The 15,818-nt window shown below is 58.5% G+C and carries 13 protein-coding genes and 1 pseudogene; 9 read left to right on the top strand and 5 right to left on the bottom strand.

The genetic code is table 11. The features are described 5' to 3' along the window. The first annotated feature begins 72 nt into the window (after positions 1-72). The 9 genes and pseudogenes from RBH10_RS15505 to RBH10_RS24895 all read left to right on the top strand — a co-directional run. Positions 73-1,083, top strand: coding sequence for an ABC transporter permease (locus tag RBH10_RS15505; protein ID WP_281036603.1), 1,011 nt, complete (start codon positions 73-75; stop codon positions 1,081-1,083). 3 nt (positions 1,084-1,086) lie between these two features. Beyond that, positions 1,087-1,926 carry an ABC transporter permease gene (locus RBH10_RS15500; RefSeq protein ID WP_281036604.1) on the top strand — a complete coding sequence of 280 codons (840 nt, stop codon included), beginning with the start codon at positions 1,087-1,089 and terminating at the stop codon, positions 1,924-1,926. A gap of 8 nt (positions 1,927-1,934) precedes the next feature. Further along, entirely contained in the window at positions 1,935-3,320 is a 1,386-nt protein-coding gene (locus tag RBH10_RS15495; protein WP_281036605.1) for an ABC transporter substrate-binding protein, read from the top strand. A 15-nt stretch (positions 3,321-3,335) separates the two neighbouring features. Continuing rightward, positions 3,336-3,716 carry a VOC family protein gene (locus RBH10_RS15490; RefSeq protein ID WP_281036606.1) on the top strand — a complete coding sequence of 127 codons (381 nt, stop codon included), beginning with the start codon at positions 3,336-3,338 and terminating at the stop codon, positions 3,714-3,716. Then, positions 3,716-5,791: an SUMF1/EgtB/PvdO family nonheme iron enzyme gene (locus tag RBH10_RS15485; RefSeq protein ID WP_281036607.1), complete on the top strand. Its 2,076-nt coding sequence runs from the start codon at positions 3,716-3,718 to the stop codon at positions 5,789-5,791. Before RBH10_RS15490 ends, RBH10_RS15485 begins: the two co-directional genes overlap by 1 nt. 537 nt (positions 5,792-6,328) lie before the next feature. Beyond that, complete coding sequence (locus tag RBH10_RS15480; protein WP_281036608.1) at positions 6,329-7,936, top strand: ABC transporter substrate-binding protein; 1,608 nt, start codon at positions 6,329-6,331, stop codon at positions 7,934-7,936. Positions 7,937-7,976: 40 nt separating this feature from the next. Continuing rightward, positions 7,977-9,068, top strand: a complete 1,092-nt coding sequence (locus RBH10_RS15475; RefSeq protein WP_281036609.1) for a rhodanese-like domain-containing protein — start codon at positions 7,977-7,979, stop codon at positions 9,066-9,068. Positions 9,069-9,113: 45 nt separating this feature from the next. Next, complete coding sequence (locus RBH10_RS15470) at positions 9,114-10,418, top strand: acyl-CoA dehydrogenase family protein (protein WP_281036610.1); 1,305 nt, start codon at positions 9,114-9,116, stop codon at positions 10,416-10,418. Positions 10,419-10,570: 152 nt separating this feature from the next. Then, positions 10,571-10,732: pseudogene (locus RBH10_RS24895) on the top strand (fatty acid desaturase); the annotation flags it as partial. Here the strand turns inward: RBH10_RS24895 and RBH10_RS15460 are convergent. The 5 genes from RBH10_RS15460 to RBH10_RS15440 form a co-directional block, all read right to left on the bottom strand. After that, complete coding sequence (locus RBH10_RS15460) at positions 10,729-11,775, bottom strand: isopenicillin N synthase family oxygenase (RefSeq protein WP_281036611.1); 1,047 nt, start codon at positions 11,773-11,775, stop codon at positions 10,729-10,731. The pseudogene RBH10_RS24895 and the gene RBH10_RS15460 sit on opposite strands and share 4 nt — an antisense overlap. Positions 11,776-11,856: 81 nt before the next feature. After that, entirely contained in the window at positions 11,857-12,045 is a 189-nt protein-coding gene (locus RBH10_RS15455; protein WP_281036612.1) for a hypothetical protein, read from the bottom strand. Positions 12,046-12,364: 319 nt separating this feature from the next. Continuing rightward, positions 12,365-13,438, bottom strand: a complete 1,074-nt coding sequence (locus RBH10_RS15450) for an amino acid ABC transporter permease (protein ID WP_281036613.1) — start codon at positions 13,436-13,438, stop codon at positions 12,365-12,367. Next, a complete protein-coding gene (locus RBH10_RS15445) occupies positions 13,435-14,532 on the bottom strand; it encodes an amino acid ABC transporter permease (protein ID WP_281036614.1) in 1,098 nt (365 codons plus the stop codon). The genes RBH10_RS15450 and RBH10_RS15445 overlap by 4 nt, the downstream gene beginning before the upstream one ends. Positions 14,533-14,638: 106 nt before the next feature. After that, complete coding sequence (locus RBH10_RS15440; RefSeq protein ID WP_281036615.1) at positions 14,639-15,670, bottom strand: amino acid ABC transporter substrate-binding protein; 1,032 nt, start codon at positions 15,668-15,670, stop codon at positions 14,639-14,641. Positions 15,671-15,818: the final 148 nt, after the last annotated feature.

Raw genomic sequence — 15,818 nt, 5'->3', positions numbered from 1 at the left:
GCCATTTAAGGCTGCCCGTTTCCGTGTTTGTTCGCCTCGGCGGCGGACGATCTGGCAAATGAGTTGGAGAGCATGGCGAGTTTCATCATACGCCGGCTGATCGCGCTGATACCGGTCCTCTGCATCGTGCTGGTGATCGTGTTTTCGCTGGTCAGGCTGATCCCGGGCGATCCGGCCGTGACGCTTCTCGGCCCGGGGGCGACGCAGGAGCAGATCAATGCGCTACGCGTCCAGCTCGATCTCGACCAGCCGATGGTCCTGCAATTCGTAAATTACGTTCTGGGCCTGTTTCACGGAGATATGGGCTTTTCCCTGAAATCTGGGGAGCCCGTTGCCCGCGAAATCCTCAGCCGTCTTCCGGCCACGATCGAGCTTTCGGTTCTCGCCACCCTCGTTGCGATCGTGTTCGGTATTCCGATCGGTGTGCTTTCCGCCGTGCGGCCCAACTCGATCTTCGATCACGTCACCCGCGTCGTTTCGCTGGTGGGCGTGTCCATGCCGGCTTTCCTGCTGGCGCTCATCCTGCAATTGATCTTCGCGACCTATCTCGGCTGGTTGCCGGTTTCGGGCCGGATGAGTTCTTTCGTGACGGCTGAGACTGTGACCGGTTTCGCCGTGCTTGACGGCATCATAACCGGCAATCCGGCTGCCGCCTGGAGCGCCGTTCAGCATCTCATTTTACCGACTGCGGTGCTGGCTGCCTTTCTCGCGGCGACGCTTGGCCGTTTCGTGCGCAACACCATGCTTGATGTGATGGGGGAAGACTTCATCCGCACGGCAAGGGCCAAGGGGCTTCGCCGCGCCGATGTCGTGCTCAATCACGGCCTGCGCAACTCGCTGCTACCGGCGATTACGGTCATCGGCCTGAAGTTTGCCGAAATGCTCGGCGGCGCAATTCTGACCGAAACGATCTTCGCCTGGCCGGGTGTCGGCCGTTACATGTTCGAGGCCATCAAAAACCGCGACTATCCGGTCATTCAGGGAACAACGCTTGTCTTCGCGCTGCTTTTCGTTCTGACCTCGATCGTGGTGGATTTGCTATATGGCGTTCTCGACCCGCGCGTCCGCAAGAAAATGAAGTGACCCATGCGTGAACTCCTTGTCTTTCTGCGACGCAACACGCTGGCCGTTGTCGGCCTTGCCATCCTTGCCGCGCTGGTCGCCATCATCACCCTCGGCCCCGTGTTTTCGCCCTACACACCGACCAAGCTCGACATTCTGCACAAGCTGGAGGGGCCAAGCTTCACGCATTGGCTCGGCACGGATGCCTTCGGCCGCGACGTGCTGACCCGCATCATGTACGGCGGCCGCGCGACACTGACGATCGGCGTCGGCGTGGTGGCTATCGCCTTCGTCATTGGCGTGTTTTTCGGAATGCTGGCGGGTTTTACCGGTGGTTGGCTCGATAGCGTCATCATGCGCATCGTCGATGCGATCCTCGCGTTCCCGGCGCTGGTGCTGGCAATCGCGCTTGCCGCCGCCTTCGGCCCGAACCTGCAGAACGCCATGCTGGCCGTTGCGATTACGCTTGCACCACAATTTGCCCGGGTGGCGCGCAGTCAGGCCTTGACCATATCCGTCAAGCCTTATGTTGAGGCCGCGATTTCCCTGGGGTTGCCCACCCACCGTATTCTGCTGCGCTATATCTTCGTGAACGGGCTTGGGCCGCTCCTCGTCCAGTCGACGCTGGCGCTCGGCAGCGCCATTCTCCAGACCGCGAGCCTCGGCTTTCTGGGGCTGGGCGCGCAGCCGCCGCTTGCAGAATGGGGTGCGGATGTCTCGGCCAACCTCCAGTATGTCCGCAGTTCGGCGTGGGTTGCCCTTGCGCCCGGCATGGCGATCCTGCTGGCCGTGCTGTCCTTCAACCTGATCGGTGACAGCCTGGCGGATTGGCTCAATCCACGTCGCCGCAGCGAACTCGAGTGAGGCCATCCGTGAAGACACTCGCCATCAGCCTCGAAAAAGTGGATTTCCTGCCGCCGACGCGGGTGACCGATGACACTAGCGTCCTGACATTGAAAAACCTCGTTTTTGAACCGCTGCTCAAATGGGCAGATGGTTTTGTTCATCCGGCCCTGTTCGACGGCTGGACCCACTCGCCAGATGGTCGTGAATGGCGTTTCACCATCCGCAAGGGCGCGGTCTTCCATGATGGCAAGCCGTGCGTTGCGGACGACGTCCTCGCCTTCATCGACGGAATTCTTGAGGCGGTGGATACTTTCGGCATGAAATGGTCCTATGCGCGTTACCTGAGGGATGCGCGGATCACGGCAGAAGCAAACGATGTCGTGCGTGTCGAAAACCCTGAGCCGATTGCCGATATTCTCGACATCTTCTCCGAATTTTATCTCTGCCGTTTCGATGCCGCAGGGCGTCCCATCCTCGGCACGGGCCGATACCGGGTCATGGAATTCGAGCCGTTGAAACACGCCGTGCTGGAACGGGTGAGGGACGAGCCCAGTCCCCTTATTATCACCGTGCTGGCGGAGAAAAGTGCCGATCTTCGCTACGACCAGTTGAAGGGTGGTCTCGTCGATGCCGCCCTTAATCTGGAGCGGGTGGAGGGACGGCTTGCCTTTGACGACGCCTTCCAGTGGGGCAAGGCGGTGAACACATTGTCCGTCATGTATTATCTGAATTGCAATGAGGGGATTTTCCGCTCGGCCAATGCGCGCCTCGCGGTCAACCATGCGGTGGACACGGTCGCCATGGCGCAGCAGATATTTCATGGTCTGGCCGTGCCGTCCTCGTCCATTGTCAGCCCTTTCCACCTGGGCATGGCCAAAGCGGATTTAACGCCGATCGCCTACGATCCCGAAAAGGCGAAACGCCTGCTTGATGGGGTCGAAACGGGTGGACGGATCAGGTTGCGTACGCCGACTTGCATGCCCGAGCGCGCGCCGGAAATGAGCCGCTTTGTGGCGGAAGCGCTGGAGGCTGTGGGCCTTGCGGTCGACATCGAAACGGAGCCGGACAGGCCGGAATATGCCCGCCAGATCGGCCGCAAGGACATGGGCGACATGGCGATTTTCGATTCATCGCCACATAGCACCTATCGCATCCTGAATGACAAGATTTCCAGCGAAACCAAAGCCGTCTGGTGGCAGGGCTATGACGATGCCGAGACGGAAACGTTGATCAAGACAGCGAATCGCGCCGTTAGCGATGCCGAACGGGAAGCCACCTATGCGCGCTGCCTGACGAGGCTTCACCGAGCCCCGCCCTGGCTATATCTCGTGCATCCGGTTGACGTATTTGCGGCGCGCAAGGGTATCGGCGGGCTTTGGATCGACCACAAGGGCACACTCAACATCCGCTGAGCCGAGGACAGGACAATGGAAAAAGACTATTCAATCACCTTCTTTTATTACGACGACATACATGCGGTCGCGCCGTTTTATGAGAGGGTGCTCGGTCTCGAACTGGTGCTGGATCAGGGCCTCGCCCGTATCTATCGCATCGCCGGCAAGTGCTATTTCGGCATCGTTGACGGCAATCGCGGTCATCTGAAACATCAGGAAAAAAGCGCCGTGCTTTTGACCATCGTGGCGCAGGATGTGGAAGGCTGGCACAAACGCATGCAGGAGGCCGGGGTAAAGGGTCTTTCCGGGCTGCTGCGCGGGACCTATTGCGAACACTTCTTTTTCGAGGATCCGGCCGGTTACGCGGTCGAGATCCAACGTTTCCACAATCCGGATATAGCGAAGCTGTTTTGATGACGAGCAAAGATCACACAGCACTGGCGGCATTGCGCGATCGGCTTCTATCCATGGCGCGAGAATTCGGGCGGACGGCGCTTTTTGCGTTGCCGGATGGCTCGGCCGTGAATTTGGAAACCGGTTATATTCCGCTGCTCGTCAATTTCAGCTTCGAGGATAAGGCCGCGAAGGGCCTGCGGAAGCTGAAGGATCAGAACGCACCGGAACCGCCGGTCTATTTTTCGGCGCTGGAAATGGTGCGGGACAATGCCGCACTGCTGCTGGCTGGTGAAACGGGAAGCGGTAAAACGAGCTTTGCCAAACATCTGGCGCTGCAGCTCGCCGAGGGCGGCCCGGTCGCAACAGCCTTGCCGCGAAACGATCTCGGCGCTGTGCATGAGGAACGTTTGGGGCTTGCAAACATCCTGCCGCTTTATATTGCCGTAACCGCTGGCAAAACCTTCGCTGAATTACTGGACGCGGCCTGCCCGGCTGCGGATGCCTTTTTGTCCGACAAGGCATATGCGGATTCCGAAACCTCCTGTCTGCTCATTCTGGATGGCATCGAAGCGGCGGGTGCCGATGATCCCGCGCTCATAGATCATGCGCTGGCCTTTCAGGCGCGCCATTCCCGTATCCGCCTGCTTGCGCTCGGCGAGATTTCCGTCGTCAAGGGCTGGGCGCTGCCATCCGCCATTGCGCAATATGATCTTCTGCCACTGCTCAGGGTCCAGCGCCGCGATGCGGCCCGACGGCTGGCCGGGCTTGATCTGGACGCCACGGGTATCGCCCTAGGTGATGCGGCTGCGAACCCCGCCCAATTCGCGCTTGCAATAAGCGCGGGCAATGCTGGCGATGTTGCAGAGGCCATCGTGGATGCATGGCTTGGCCGGATTGCAGGCGACAAGCAGACCGGCAATTTCTTGTGCGGGCTGGCTTTCGATGCGCTTGCCGGAACGCTCGACGATCCTTCGGTGCTGCCGGTCATGCGTGTGCGCCAGTTGCTGGCGGCCCGGCATCTGGCTTCCCGGCCGGTTGAAGAGGCCGTTCGGCCGTTTCGCGAACAGCCCGCGATCTGGACACCCGTGCTGAAGAGCCTTGCTGCGCGATTTTCCCGGCCGGAGAAGATCCATGCTCTCGCGGAGGCGCTCGTTTCCGGTGAAGGGGTGAAAGTGTTGCGCGGAGCGCTTCTCGCAGCCGATTTCGTTGCCGAACCCGGCGGGTTGCGCGAAAATGTTGCGAGCCACCTTCTGGAGATTGTACGTGAAGGCGCTCTTTCCGCGCGGGAGCGGGAAAAGGCGGGTCGCAAGCTTTCCATCTGGGGCGATCCGCGTAATCTGGAAGCTCTGGCAACCGTGCCGGGTGGCATATTCACCTTTGGCTCGCATGCTCATCTCAACTCAGCACCGCCGCATCAACTGGCAGTGGGCAACTTCCGCATAGGGCTTTATCCCGTGACGAATGCCGCCTACGGCGCCTTTATCAGGGAGACGGGGCAGCTCTGGCGTAGTCCCGACGGATTTGCCGAAGACAGGCGCAGTGCGCCGGCGACTGATCTGACCTGGCACGATGCGCGCGCTTATTGCCACTGGCTGACCCTGCGTTGGCGGGATGAGGGACGTATCGGAACTGACGAGATCGTCCGCTTGCCAACGGAGCCGGAATGGGAACGTGCGGCGCGCGGCGATCAGCCGGATGCTGGCGGCGACAGGATTGTCTATCCCTGGGGCAGCGTCTGGCAGGATGATGCCGCCAATTCGGAGGAGGCGGGGTTCAACAACACCTGCGCTGTAGGCCTTTTTCCGAAAGGCCGCTCTATTTACGGCTGTTACGATATGGCAGGTCAGGTCTGGGAATGGTGCACGACGCTTTGGGGCGAGGACATGGCAACGCCCAGCTTCAAGTACCCCTATCGCGACGATGGCCGGGAGGTCCCGGAAGCGGCCCCTTCCGTTCGCCGCGTGCTGCGGGGAGGTTGCTTTTCGAGCGGCTTGCAAAAAGCCTGCTGTACATATCGGGGTAGCCTTGAGCCTGACGGCTTCTGGCGGGGCAACGGCTTCCGCATCGTCGTTTCACAGGTACGGGGCCAATAGTCTTATGTATGGCACGAAGGCACTTTCGCGAGCGATCTTGTTGTAGGAGCTTCATGAAGGGTGGCGAAAAAGTGCCTGGACCCCATAACGGGCCTCGACCCGCTGTTGCGGAATGTCAGGGCTGATGATCGGGTCATCGTGTGAAACTCCGTAACGTTGGGAGTGGAGGGGAGGGACCAGTGACGCGGACCGGAAAGACCGTCAAAGGCGTATCATTTGATATGCTTCGCCAGCCCACCTGCCGAGCAATCTCCTACTCTTTCGCCATCGTTCAATGAAACAACATTTCCGGGTGGGTTCTGAAAGGAATGATCGTGAGATTTTCTTTCATCACGTTATGGGCCGGAGATGCGCAACGAAGATTGAGGGCGAATATATAATTCAGCACAATTTTTGGTGCCTCGCCGCATACGTAGCGAAATAAAATTCCGCAAGAAATGTTTTCTTTGATGGTCGAGAAGAATTTTCTTCTTAGGGACATTCCGTTTTGCCCCGATGCTTTCGCTATCGAAACGACGCTTCTGAACGGGGATTTTCATGACGATAGGACGCCGCCAGTTCAATAAAATGCTTCTTCTGGCAACCGCGGGAACAGCCCTGCCGGGTTCGGTGTTTGCTGCAAACACCAACACAGTCCGGCCCGTATCCGGGGGTACGCTCAAGCTGCTCTATCGTGTAGATCCCGGCAACGCTCTTTTCGCCATCAATACATCATCGGGTACCGGACAGGCGATCGGCCCGAAGATCGTGGAAGGTCTTCTGACATTCGATTTCGACCTAAATCCACAGCCTCTGCTGGCGACGGAATGGTCCGTTTCGGACGACCATCTGCGCTATACGTTCAAACTCCGCCCGAACGTGAAGTGGCATGACGGCGAAGATTTCACATCGGAAGACGTCGCCTTTTCGATCCTCCGGCTGAAGGAAGCCCACCCACGCGGCCGCATCACCTACCAGAACGTCAAGGAAGTGGAAACACCGGATCCCCTGACCGCCATCATCGTTCTGTCCAAACCGGCACCGTTTCTGATCGCTGCGCAATCGAGTTCGGAATCTCCGATCGTGCCGAAGCATATTTTTGAAAAGCTGAAGCCTGCCGATGGCCAGACGCTGCAAACCGCCATTGGCACAGGCCCCTTCAAGTTGACGGAATGGACGCCGGGCAGCCACCTGATCTTCGAACGAAACCCCAACTATTGGGACGCGGGCAAACCCTATCTTGATCGCATCATTCTTCGCATCATCACCGACCCGGCTGCGCGGGCGGTGGCACTGGAGACTGGCGAAGTCGATATCGGCGACAATCCGGTTCCGCTGGCGGATCTCGAACGGTTGAAGCAGAACCCCGATCTTGTCGTGGATACGAAGACCTATGCTTATGCCGGTCCGCAGCAACAGCTGTTCTTCAACTACGATAACGAGATATTCCGCAAGAAAGACGTGCGCCTGGCGATTGCAAAGGCGATCAATATCGATGAAATCGTCAATGTGGCGCTCTTCGGTTATGGGCAGATCTCACCGAGCCCCGTAAGCACCGCCCTGCCGAATTGGTATGATGCTTCGGTCAAGGCCCACGCCTATGACCCGAAAGAAGCGGAAAAATTACTTGATGCCGCCGGGTATCCCCGCAAGGGCGATGGCAAACGTTTTGCAGCACGGTTGACCTACAATTCATATCTGACGCCCGGCTATGCGGATGTCCTCCGCGGCCAGCTTGAAAAGATCGGTATTGCCGTCGAAATCCGCAAATACGACCTTCCGACCTATCTCAAGACTGTTTACACGGACCGCGCCTTTGATCTGGTCGTGGAATCCCTTTCCAACACATTCGATCCGTCGCTTGGCATTCAGCGGGCTTATTGGAGCAAGAATTTCAAGATCGGCCTACCCTTTTCCAATGCCGCCAACTACGCCAATCCAGAGGCGGATGCGCTGCTTGAGGCCGCCTCCATTGAGCCAGATCCAAAAAAGCGCTGGGTGTCCTGGAGCAGGTTCCAGCATCTCATCCATGACGAGGTCGCCTCCGTCGATCTTGTCGCGGCGGGAAGCCAGATCGTGGCGCGCAAGCGGGTCAAGAACTACGTCACGGGCGCGCAGGGTCTCAACTGGAGTTTCGGCGATCTGTGGCTCGACCCGACCGCTTGAAATTCGACCTAAAAATCCAAAATTGTCAGGAGGATACGGGATGTCCGCACAGTCCATAACCAAAGATCGTCTCATCGAATGGCTGGCAGACAGCAGGGAACTTGCCGTTCTCGACATTCGCCCCGCCGAAGAGGTGGGATATGCCTCACCGCTGTTTGCGACCAATCTTCCGGCTGAAAGGCTGGATGCGGAAATTGATCGCTTCATTCCGCGCTCTGTGGTGCGCACCGTTCTGGTGGATGACGGGGAAGGTGGCGCGGAGCAGGCGGCGGAACGTCTTGCCGCCAAAGGCTGGAGCGATATCCATTTTCTGCGTGGTGGCATTCCGGCCTGGATAGAGGGTGGTATCGACCGCTTGCCGACATTCGATGTTCCCGGCGTTCCTTTCGTTCAGAAGGTGCGGGGGGAAAAGAACACGCCCGTGGTTTTTGCCCGCGAACTGAAAGCGTGGCAGGAAGCCGGTGAGGATGTTGTCGTCATCGACACCCGCACGTTGCCCGAATATGAAAAGGCTCACGTTCCCGGCGCCATCGGCGTGCCGGGCGCAGAACTTCTATTGCGTTTTGCCGATCTCGTGCCTTCGCCCAAAACAAGGGTCGTCGTATCCTGCGCGGGGCTTCCGCGTGCCATTCTCGGTGCGCAGACATTGATCGACGCCGGCGTCGACAACGATGTCAGCTACCTGCACGATGGTACACGCGGCTGGACGGATGACGGGTTTGAACTGGAAACAGGGCTTTCACAGACATATCCGCTTGTCAGCGTTAATGCGAAAGACGTTGTAAAGACGCATCTCGAAGCATTCTCCAAGCACGATGACCTGCTTTTCATCGACCGTCCGACGACCGAGAAATGGCTGAAGGACACGGCACGAACGACCTATTTCCTTGACGTCAGAACACCGGAAGAGTTCGCGGCCTCCCATCTGCAAGGTTCGATCTCGTCGGAAGGCGGGCAGCTTCTTGGTGTCGCCTATCGCACCATTGCCGTGCGCGGCGCACGCGTCATTCTCGTGGATGACCTCTTGGGCGCCCGCGCCAGGGTGGTGGCCCATTGGCTGAAACGCCGGGGCTTTGAAATCGCGCTTCATCTGCACGACTTCGAACAGGGTGCCGAAGCTGCCGCCGCATAGCCCAGCCTGATATTCGCCAAACTGCTGCACAGACAGGAATTTGTAATGACCGATGCCAGCCAAGCCTGGGGTTCTGCGCCCAGCAAGCGTTTTGACACGATTGCCGAGACGTTTAGGAGGCTTTTTTCCGAAATTGGCAAAGACGCCATACGATACGATCTGGATCGCGAGCTTCGTTTTGATGACTATGAAGCTTTGAAAAAGGCTGGTTTTTCCAGGCTGCGCCTGCCGGAAAAATTTGGCGGCCTGGGTCTGACGCTTCCGGAGCTTTTTGGCCTGATCATCGAGCTGGCGGAAGCGGATCCCAACCTCACCAATGCTTACCGCAGCCACCTGGGGTTCACGGAGGATTTGCTCAATGCGACACCCTCCGCATGGCAGGATGGGTGGTTGGAGCGGATCGGACATGGCGAAACGATCGGCAGCGGCTTTTCGGAACTCGGAGATGCCCGGCTCGGAACATATTCCACCCAGCTCACCCGGGATGGTAGCGGTTGGCGGCTGAACGGTGAGAAATATTACACGACTGGCTCGCTCTACGCCGACTGGATTACGCTCGGGGCCGTGGATGGCGATGGCGTACCGGTTGGCGCGCTTGTGCCCACCAAGGCGAAGGGAGTTGAGATTCTCAACGACTGGGATGGTTTTGGACAGGCGCTGACGGCCAGCGGCACGGCGCGTTTCACCGACGTGGCGATTTCCGAAGAGCTCATCAAGCCCAGCGCACTTCGTTTCAGCTATTCAGGCGGTTTCTTTCAACTCGTCCATCTGGCTTCACTCGCCGGTATCGGCCGCGCAGCCGCCGCCGATATTGCCCGCCATGTGTCGGAACGCAAGCGGGTCTATCAGCGTAGCAACGCCTCGCGTTTTGCCGAAGACCCGCAAGTGCTTCAGGTCGTGGGACGGGTCAGGGGCGCGGCCTACAGCGCCGGCGTCATCGTGTTAAAAGCGGCAGAAGCTTTACAAGCGGCCTATGACGCCAATCTATCCGGAGATGAAGAGCGCATTGCTCTGGCAAACCGAAACGCAGACCTTGAAATCAGCCAATCGGTCACGGTCGTCAGCAACCTTATCCTCGATGCATCCACAGCCCTCTTCGATGCGCTTGGCGCTTCGGCGGCAAAACGCAGCAACGGTCTGGACCGCCACTGGCGAAACGCCCGCACCATAACCTCGCACAATCCCCGCATCTACCACGACCGCATCGTGGGAGATTTCGCCGTCAACGGCACCTCACCGGCTCCGCATGGAGGTGTTGGCATAGTACCGCGGACTGAGAGCGAAAAACAGACGCAAGAGCAAGATGAAACAATGACGGGACTCGATCAGGTTCGGCCATGGTTCAGATAGATATTCGGACGTGGCTCTCTCTTTCAAGCCTTCCATGCTCTCCCAACGACGCCAATCCGCAGGTGCATTTCGAGACGACCGGTCCGGAAATATGGCGGGATACCGAAGGGGACGTAGACATCCTTGTCGGCACGGTGGGTACGGGCGGCACGGTACCCTTGCTCTATCGTCGGCACCGAAACGCGCTTGTCGCGATCAATGGTGGTCTGGTCTATAACGGCTATCTCGACGTCGCCCACCGTTTCTTCCTGAAGGCCCACGACGATCCGCGTCATCCCCGCCATATCGAGCCGCCGGCCGATGCCGGGACTTAAGCGTTTTTTTGCTCCGAGGGCAGAAGATCAGCGTGATGGGCACGAGCGACATCAGGGTGCGAGCGCAAACGGCTCTTCAGGTGGTTCTGGCCTACTTCCCGGAAGATAGGGTTCAGCGGATCAACCGTGATGCCGCGTTCGGAGCGTTTCAGCTCATCCGGCAATTGGATGACCGGGATGGTGGCGTCATAGCGCGAGCCAAGGAAGAAGGCGACGGAGAAGCGCTCCACGCCCGCTGGAGGCGCCACGACATCATGCACGTCTGCCCGCACGAAGCCGTTGGTGGCGAGTTCCAGCAATTCACCGGTATTGATGATAAAGGTGCCGGGCACCGGCGGCGCCTCGATCCACTCACCCGTTTCGGCTTGTACCCGTAGCCCGGGCGTCGTGTCCTGAAGAAGCACGGTAACAAAGCCGCCGTCCTTGTGAGCGCCAACGCCCTGATCGGTTTCAGCGACATCTCGGCCCGGATAGCGGATGATTTTCAGAAGCTGCGTTGGCTGCGGCTCGTAAATCTCGGCAAAGACATTTTCCGGCTGCCCGAGAGCCTCGGCAATCGCCTTCAGGAGATCGATGCCGATCCGCGTCACCTCCGCCTGATATTGCAGCAGCAGAGGTTTGAGTTCCGGCAAGGCTTCCGGCCATTGGTTGGGTCCGAACAGCCGCTTCCACGGCGGGGAGTCGGGACCGATTTTCACCGGTTCGCCTTCGGTATTGATATCGAGCTGTTCGCGCCAGTCGCGCTCGCCGCGTGTGTGTTCCTGCCCGGCCCGGTTATAGCCGCGGAAATGCGGTGATTTCACCATCTCGATCTTGAGCTTTTCCTCGAGCGGCAAGGCAAAAAAACGCTTCGAGGTTGATACAACGTCTTCAAGCAGCCGTGGATCGACGCCGTGACCGATGAGATAGAAGAAGCCATGGTCATGCAGGACACCGCGAAGGTCGCTGACAAAGGCAGCACGCTCTTCCGGCGAATGGAAACGGGAAAAGTCGAGAGTGGGCAGCGAAGTCGTATTTTCGAGGGGCGCAGTGTGTAATGTCATGTCCTGTTTCCGGGTATTTTGAGTTTGCTCGTTTGGCCGGCATGCGGCGCTTACAATGGCCCCATCTATTTTTTCGGCTCGTCAGGCGGCCAGCGCCTGTCCTCCGCTCAGATGATCCCGGATCGCCGACGTCAGCTCCGTCACGCTGGAAAATTGCCGGTTATCCAGATCGATGACGTGGAATTTGACAGCGATAAACCGCAGCTTGTCGTCGTTCGGCACAGCGATGCCGACAGGCAGCCCCTGATATTCGATCGTTTGTCTTTGCATTTCGCTTCTCCGTATGGTCGGGTTTTCTCGGTTGGCTGGCGGCCCGTCTTTCGACAGGGCCCGCATTCGTGGCGGAGAAAAGCGACAACACGGTCCGGAGTTGCGGATACGATTTGATGTCGATGCAGACGAAATGGATGCAAAGGCCATATCCGAAATCCCTTAGCGTGATAATTTTCTACAAAAAATATATACAAACATGACGCAAAAAACCACCGGATTTGACGGAAAAATGGAAGAAAAATCTATATTTCTCAAAAATCGGGAGCATGCGTAGGCAACTATCTCAATAATTTCCATTAGGGGGATTATCATTCCTTCAGGCCGGGTTCTTTCGCAGAAGGCGCTCCAGCCACAGGCTATACCGGGACGCGCCAAAGCAGATGGCGAAATAGACGAGAGCCACAAGCAGATAGGCTTCGTTGTAAAATCCAAGCCAACCCGGATCGGTCGCCGCAGCACGGGCGGCGTTAAGCAGGTCGAAGACGCCGATCACGGCGAGCAGGGACGTGGCCAGCAAAAATCCGATTGCCAGATTGACCATGCCGGGAATGACGATCCGCAATGCCTGGGGCAAGACGACGAGATGCATGGTTCGCCAGTAACCAATCCCCAGCGCGGTCGCCGCCTCCTGTTGACCGGATGGTATCGCCTGCAGGCCGGCACGCACGACTTCCGCAACATAGGCGGCCCAGAATAGAGTGATCATGATCATCGCCCGGATCATCTTGTCGAACTGCGCATCCGGCAGCGCCATCGGCAGGATCAGCATGGCGACATAAAGGATCGCGACCATGGGCGTGCCGCGCATCACCTCAATGTAGACGATGGAAAGGGTGCGCACTCCTCCAAGTCTGGAGCGGCGGGCGAGCGCCAAAAGGATTGCGAGCGGCGTCGCAGCCGCAAAGCAGATGGCCCAGACGAAAAGTGTCACCGGCAAGCCGCCCCATTGGTTGGACGGAACAGGTGGGCTACCAAAACCGCCTGTCAGCAACATCCAGCAAACCAGAGCCGCGACCGGCCAGACCAGCAGCAACTCCTTGCGCCAAAAACGCGGGAGCGCGCTTGTGACGAGCAGGGCCGCAAGAATGAGGATGACGAGGGCCGGGCGCCATTGGAGTTCCGGCGGGTAGAAGGCAAACAGGATGAAACGCAGCTTGGCGGTTATGAAAGCCCAGCAGGCACCATCACGCATTGCGCAATCCGCTGATGTTCCACTCCATGTTGCGTCAAGCAGAGCCCACCGGGCAAGGGGTGGCAGAAGCCATGCCAATGCTGCCAGCGTCAGAAGTGTGACGATAGTGTTGGCAAGCGTGCCAAGGAGGCCAATTCGCAACTTGGTGAGTGGTGCCTGAACCGGCTGTCGGGGGATGTTTCCGGCGGACTTGGTCATCGTGTCGTTCCCTTCAGCGCAACCCGCCTGTTGTATTGATTCATGAGCGCGGAAACGATCAGGTTGATACTGAGATAGGTGCCGATGAGGATCATGAGTGCCTCCAGCGACTGGCCGGTTGTATTGGCGGTGGTGTTGACGATGCTGACGAGGTCCGGGTAACCGATCGCGACCGCGAGACTGGAATCCTTGGTCAGGTCGAGATAGCTTGATGTGGTGAGCGGTGTGATGACGCGCAGCGCTTGCGGAAGCACGATCAGCCGCATGATCTGCCCATTATGCAGACCAAGCGCGCGGGCGGCCTCCCACTGACCGCGATTGACCGACTGGATACCAGCCCGGACAATCTCTGCGATTGCGGCGGAAAATTTGACGATCAGACCCGTCAGCAGTGCTGCAAATTCCGGGGTTAGATTATATCCGCCTCGAATGTTGAAACCGGCCAATGCGGGCGTTTCAAGCGTGAAGTTCGCGCCTAGCGCGTGGAAAATGGCGAGGGTCGCAGCGAGAATGGCGACTATGCCGATGGTCATTGTGCGCCCGTTCAACCTTTTCAAACGCGACAATGCGAAGAGCGGAAGGCCGATGGCAATGACAAGGATGGCCAGAACGACCGGTCCGTTGAGCGGGAGACCCTCCATGGAGACCGTTGGCACGTAGACGCCGCGATTGGTCAGATAGATCGATCCGAGCAATGCGCTCGCCTGGCGCGGCGCCGGAAACGCCTTGGCGAGTGAAATCCAGAAGAACAGTTGCAGCAGGAGCGGCGTATTGCGGATCAACTCCACATACCATCGCACGAGGGAGGCGAGGAGCAGGTTTCCGGACAGGCCTGCAACGCCGAGGATCACACCGAGAATGGTCGCGAATATGCAGCCGAACAGCGCCACTTTCAGCGTGTTGAGCAGGCCAGCGAGCATGGCGCGAAGATAGGGATCGCCGGCAGCGAAAGCGATCGGGCTTTCGCCGATTTCGAAGTTCGCGGAACGCCAGAGGAAATCAAAGCCGGGTGAAACGCCGATGCGTGTCATCGTCGTCGTCACGTTAATCCCGAGATAGACGAGCAATACGACGAACGATGCGATGATTGCCAATTGAGCGATGGGGCGATGACCCCACCACATGAGGAGCCGACGATAAATGCCGGGCCTTCGAGGGCCCGGCGCTACAATTATGGACATCTGTGAAGGCTCGGCCGTCTCAGCGGAAGGGTGGCGAATAGAGTAGGCCGCCATCCGTCCACAGACGGTTGTAGCCACGATCCCAACCAAGCGGCTTCAGATGCCGGTCGAAGATTTCACCATAGTTGCCGACCGTCTTGATGATGTTGTAGGCCCATTTGGGATCAAGACCGATTGCTTCTGCAAGCGAAGGATCGACACCGAGGAAGCGCTGGATCGCCGGGTCCGGAGACTTCAGAAACTCATCGACATTCTTCGAGGTAATGCCCCATTCTTCAGCCTGGATGGTGGCGTTGACGGTCCAGTTCACGATTTCGAGCCAGCGGTCGTCACCGCCTGCAATAGCGGGCGCCAGCGGTTCTTTCGACAGCCGTTCGGGCAGGACGACATAGTCGTCGGGTTTCTTCAACTGGGTGCGCTTGCCGACCAAATCGGACGAATCCTGCGTGATGGCGTCGACGCGGCCGGACTCCAGCGCTGCGATAAACTGTCCCGTGTCCTCGATCGTCACCGGAGTGAACTTCTTGCCGGTCTTGCGGAAGAAGTCGGCGACATTGAGTTCGCCGGTCGTGCCGCTCTGAGCGCCGATGGTGGCGCCATCGAGATCGGCGGCCTTGGTGACGCCGAGGTCTTTACGAACCAGAATGCCCTGGCCGTCATAGAAAATCGTTGGGCCGAAGTGGAAGCCCAGTTTGAAGGCACGGGTAACGGTGACCGTGACGCCGGAAAGCAGGATATCGAATTCGCCGCTCTGCAGCGCTGGCAGGCGCTGCTGGGGGGAGGAGTTAGTGAATTCAACCTTGTCCGGATTACCGAAGACGGCGATGGACAGCGCGCGGCCATAATCGATGAAGAAACCTTGCCAGCGGCCATTGCTGTCCGGTGAAAAGAAGCCCGGCGTGGTGCCAACACCGACCTTGATCGTGCCGCGCTGATTGATCTTGTCGAGTGTCGGACCGGCATGAGCGGTCCCGGACAATGCTGCACTCGCAAGCAGTGCAGCAGCGATGGCCGACTTGATGAAGCCGCCGATAAATCCCTGAGATGACATTTAAAAATGCTCCTGATGATGATCAGGTTCACCGCCCGCCGATTGATCCCCCGGTGGGCCGAAACCTATTATCATAGTAATTTTATGGATTTTATAAACGAGGGATCGATTGCCCAGATTCCGGGCGTTTGGAAAAGGCAATTGCTTA

The sequence above is a fragment of the Rhizobium sp. AN73 genome, from assembly GCF_030757975.1.
Classification (GTDB): Bacteria; Pseudomonadota; Alphaproteobacteria; order Rhizobiales; family Rhizobiaceae; genus Agrobacterium; species Agrobacterium arsenijevicii.
This window is presented reverse-complemented; position numbering and strand designations above follow the sequence as displayed.

What these genes read in the sequence shown, in the direction of transcription:
- RBH10_RS15505 (WP_281036603.1), top strand. Translation starts at nt 73, where the DNA reads ATGGCGAGTTTCATCATACGCCGGCTGATCGCGCTGATACCGGTCCTC.
- RBH10_RS15500 (WP_281036604.1), top strand. Translation starts at nt 1,087, where the DNA reads ATGCGTGAACTCCTTGTCTTTCTGCGACGCAACACGCTGGCCGTTGTC.
- RBH10_RS15490 (WP_281036606.1), top strand. Translation starts at nt 3,336, where the DNA reads ATGGAAAAAGACTATTCAATCACCTTCTTTTATTACGACGACATACAT.
- RBH10_RS15485 (WP_281036607.1), top strand. Translation starts at nt 3,716, where the DNA reads ATGACGAGCAAAGATCACACAGCACTGGCGGCATTGCGCGATCGGCTT.
- RBH10_RS15480 (WP_281036608.1), top strand. Translation starts at nt 6,329, where the DNA reads ATGACGATAGGACGCCGCCAGTTCAATAAAATGCTTCTTCTGGCAACC.
- RBH10_RS15475 (WP_281036609.1), top strand. Translation starts at nt 7,977, where the DNA reads ATGTCCGCACAGTCCATAACCAAAGATCGTCTCATCGAATGGCTGGCA.
- RBH10_RS15470 (WP_281036610.1), top strand. Translation starts at nt 9,114, where the DNA reads ATGACCGATGCCAGCCAAGCCTGGGGTTCTGCGCCCAGCAAGCGTTTT.
- RBH10_RS15460 (WP_281036611.1), bottom strand. Translation starts at nt 11,775, where the DNA reads ATGACATTACACACTGCGCCCCTCGAAAATACGACTTCGCTGCCCACT.
- RBH10_RS15455 (WP_281036612.1), bottom strand. Translation starts at nt 12,045, where the DNA reads ATGCAAAGACAAACGATCGAATATCAGGGGCTGCCTGTCGGCATCGCT.
- RBH10_RS15450 (WP_281036613.1), bottom strand. Translation starts at nt 13,438, where the DNA reads ATGACCAAGTCCGCCGGAAACATCCCCCGACAGCCGGTTCAGGCACCA.
- RBH10_RS15440 (WP_281036615.1), bottom strand. Translation starts at nt 15,670, where the DNA reads ATGTCATCTCAGGGATTTATCGGCGGCTTCATCAAGTCGGCCATCGCT.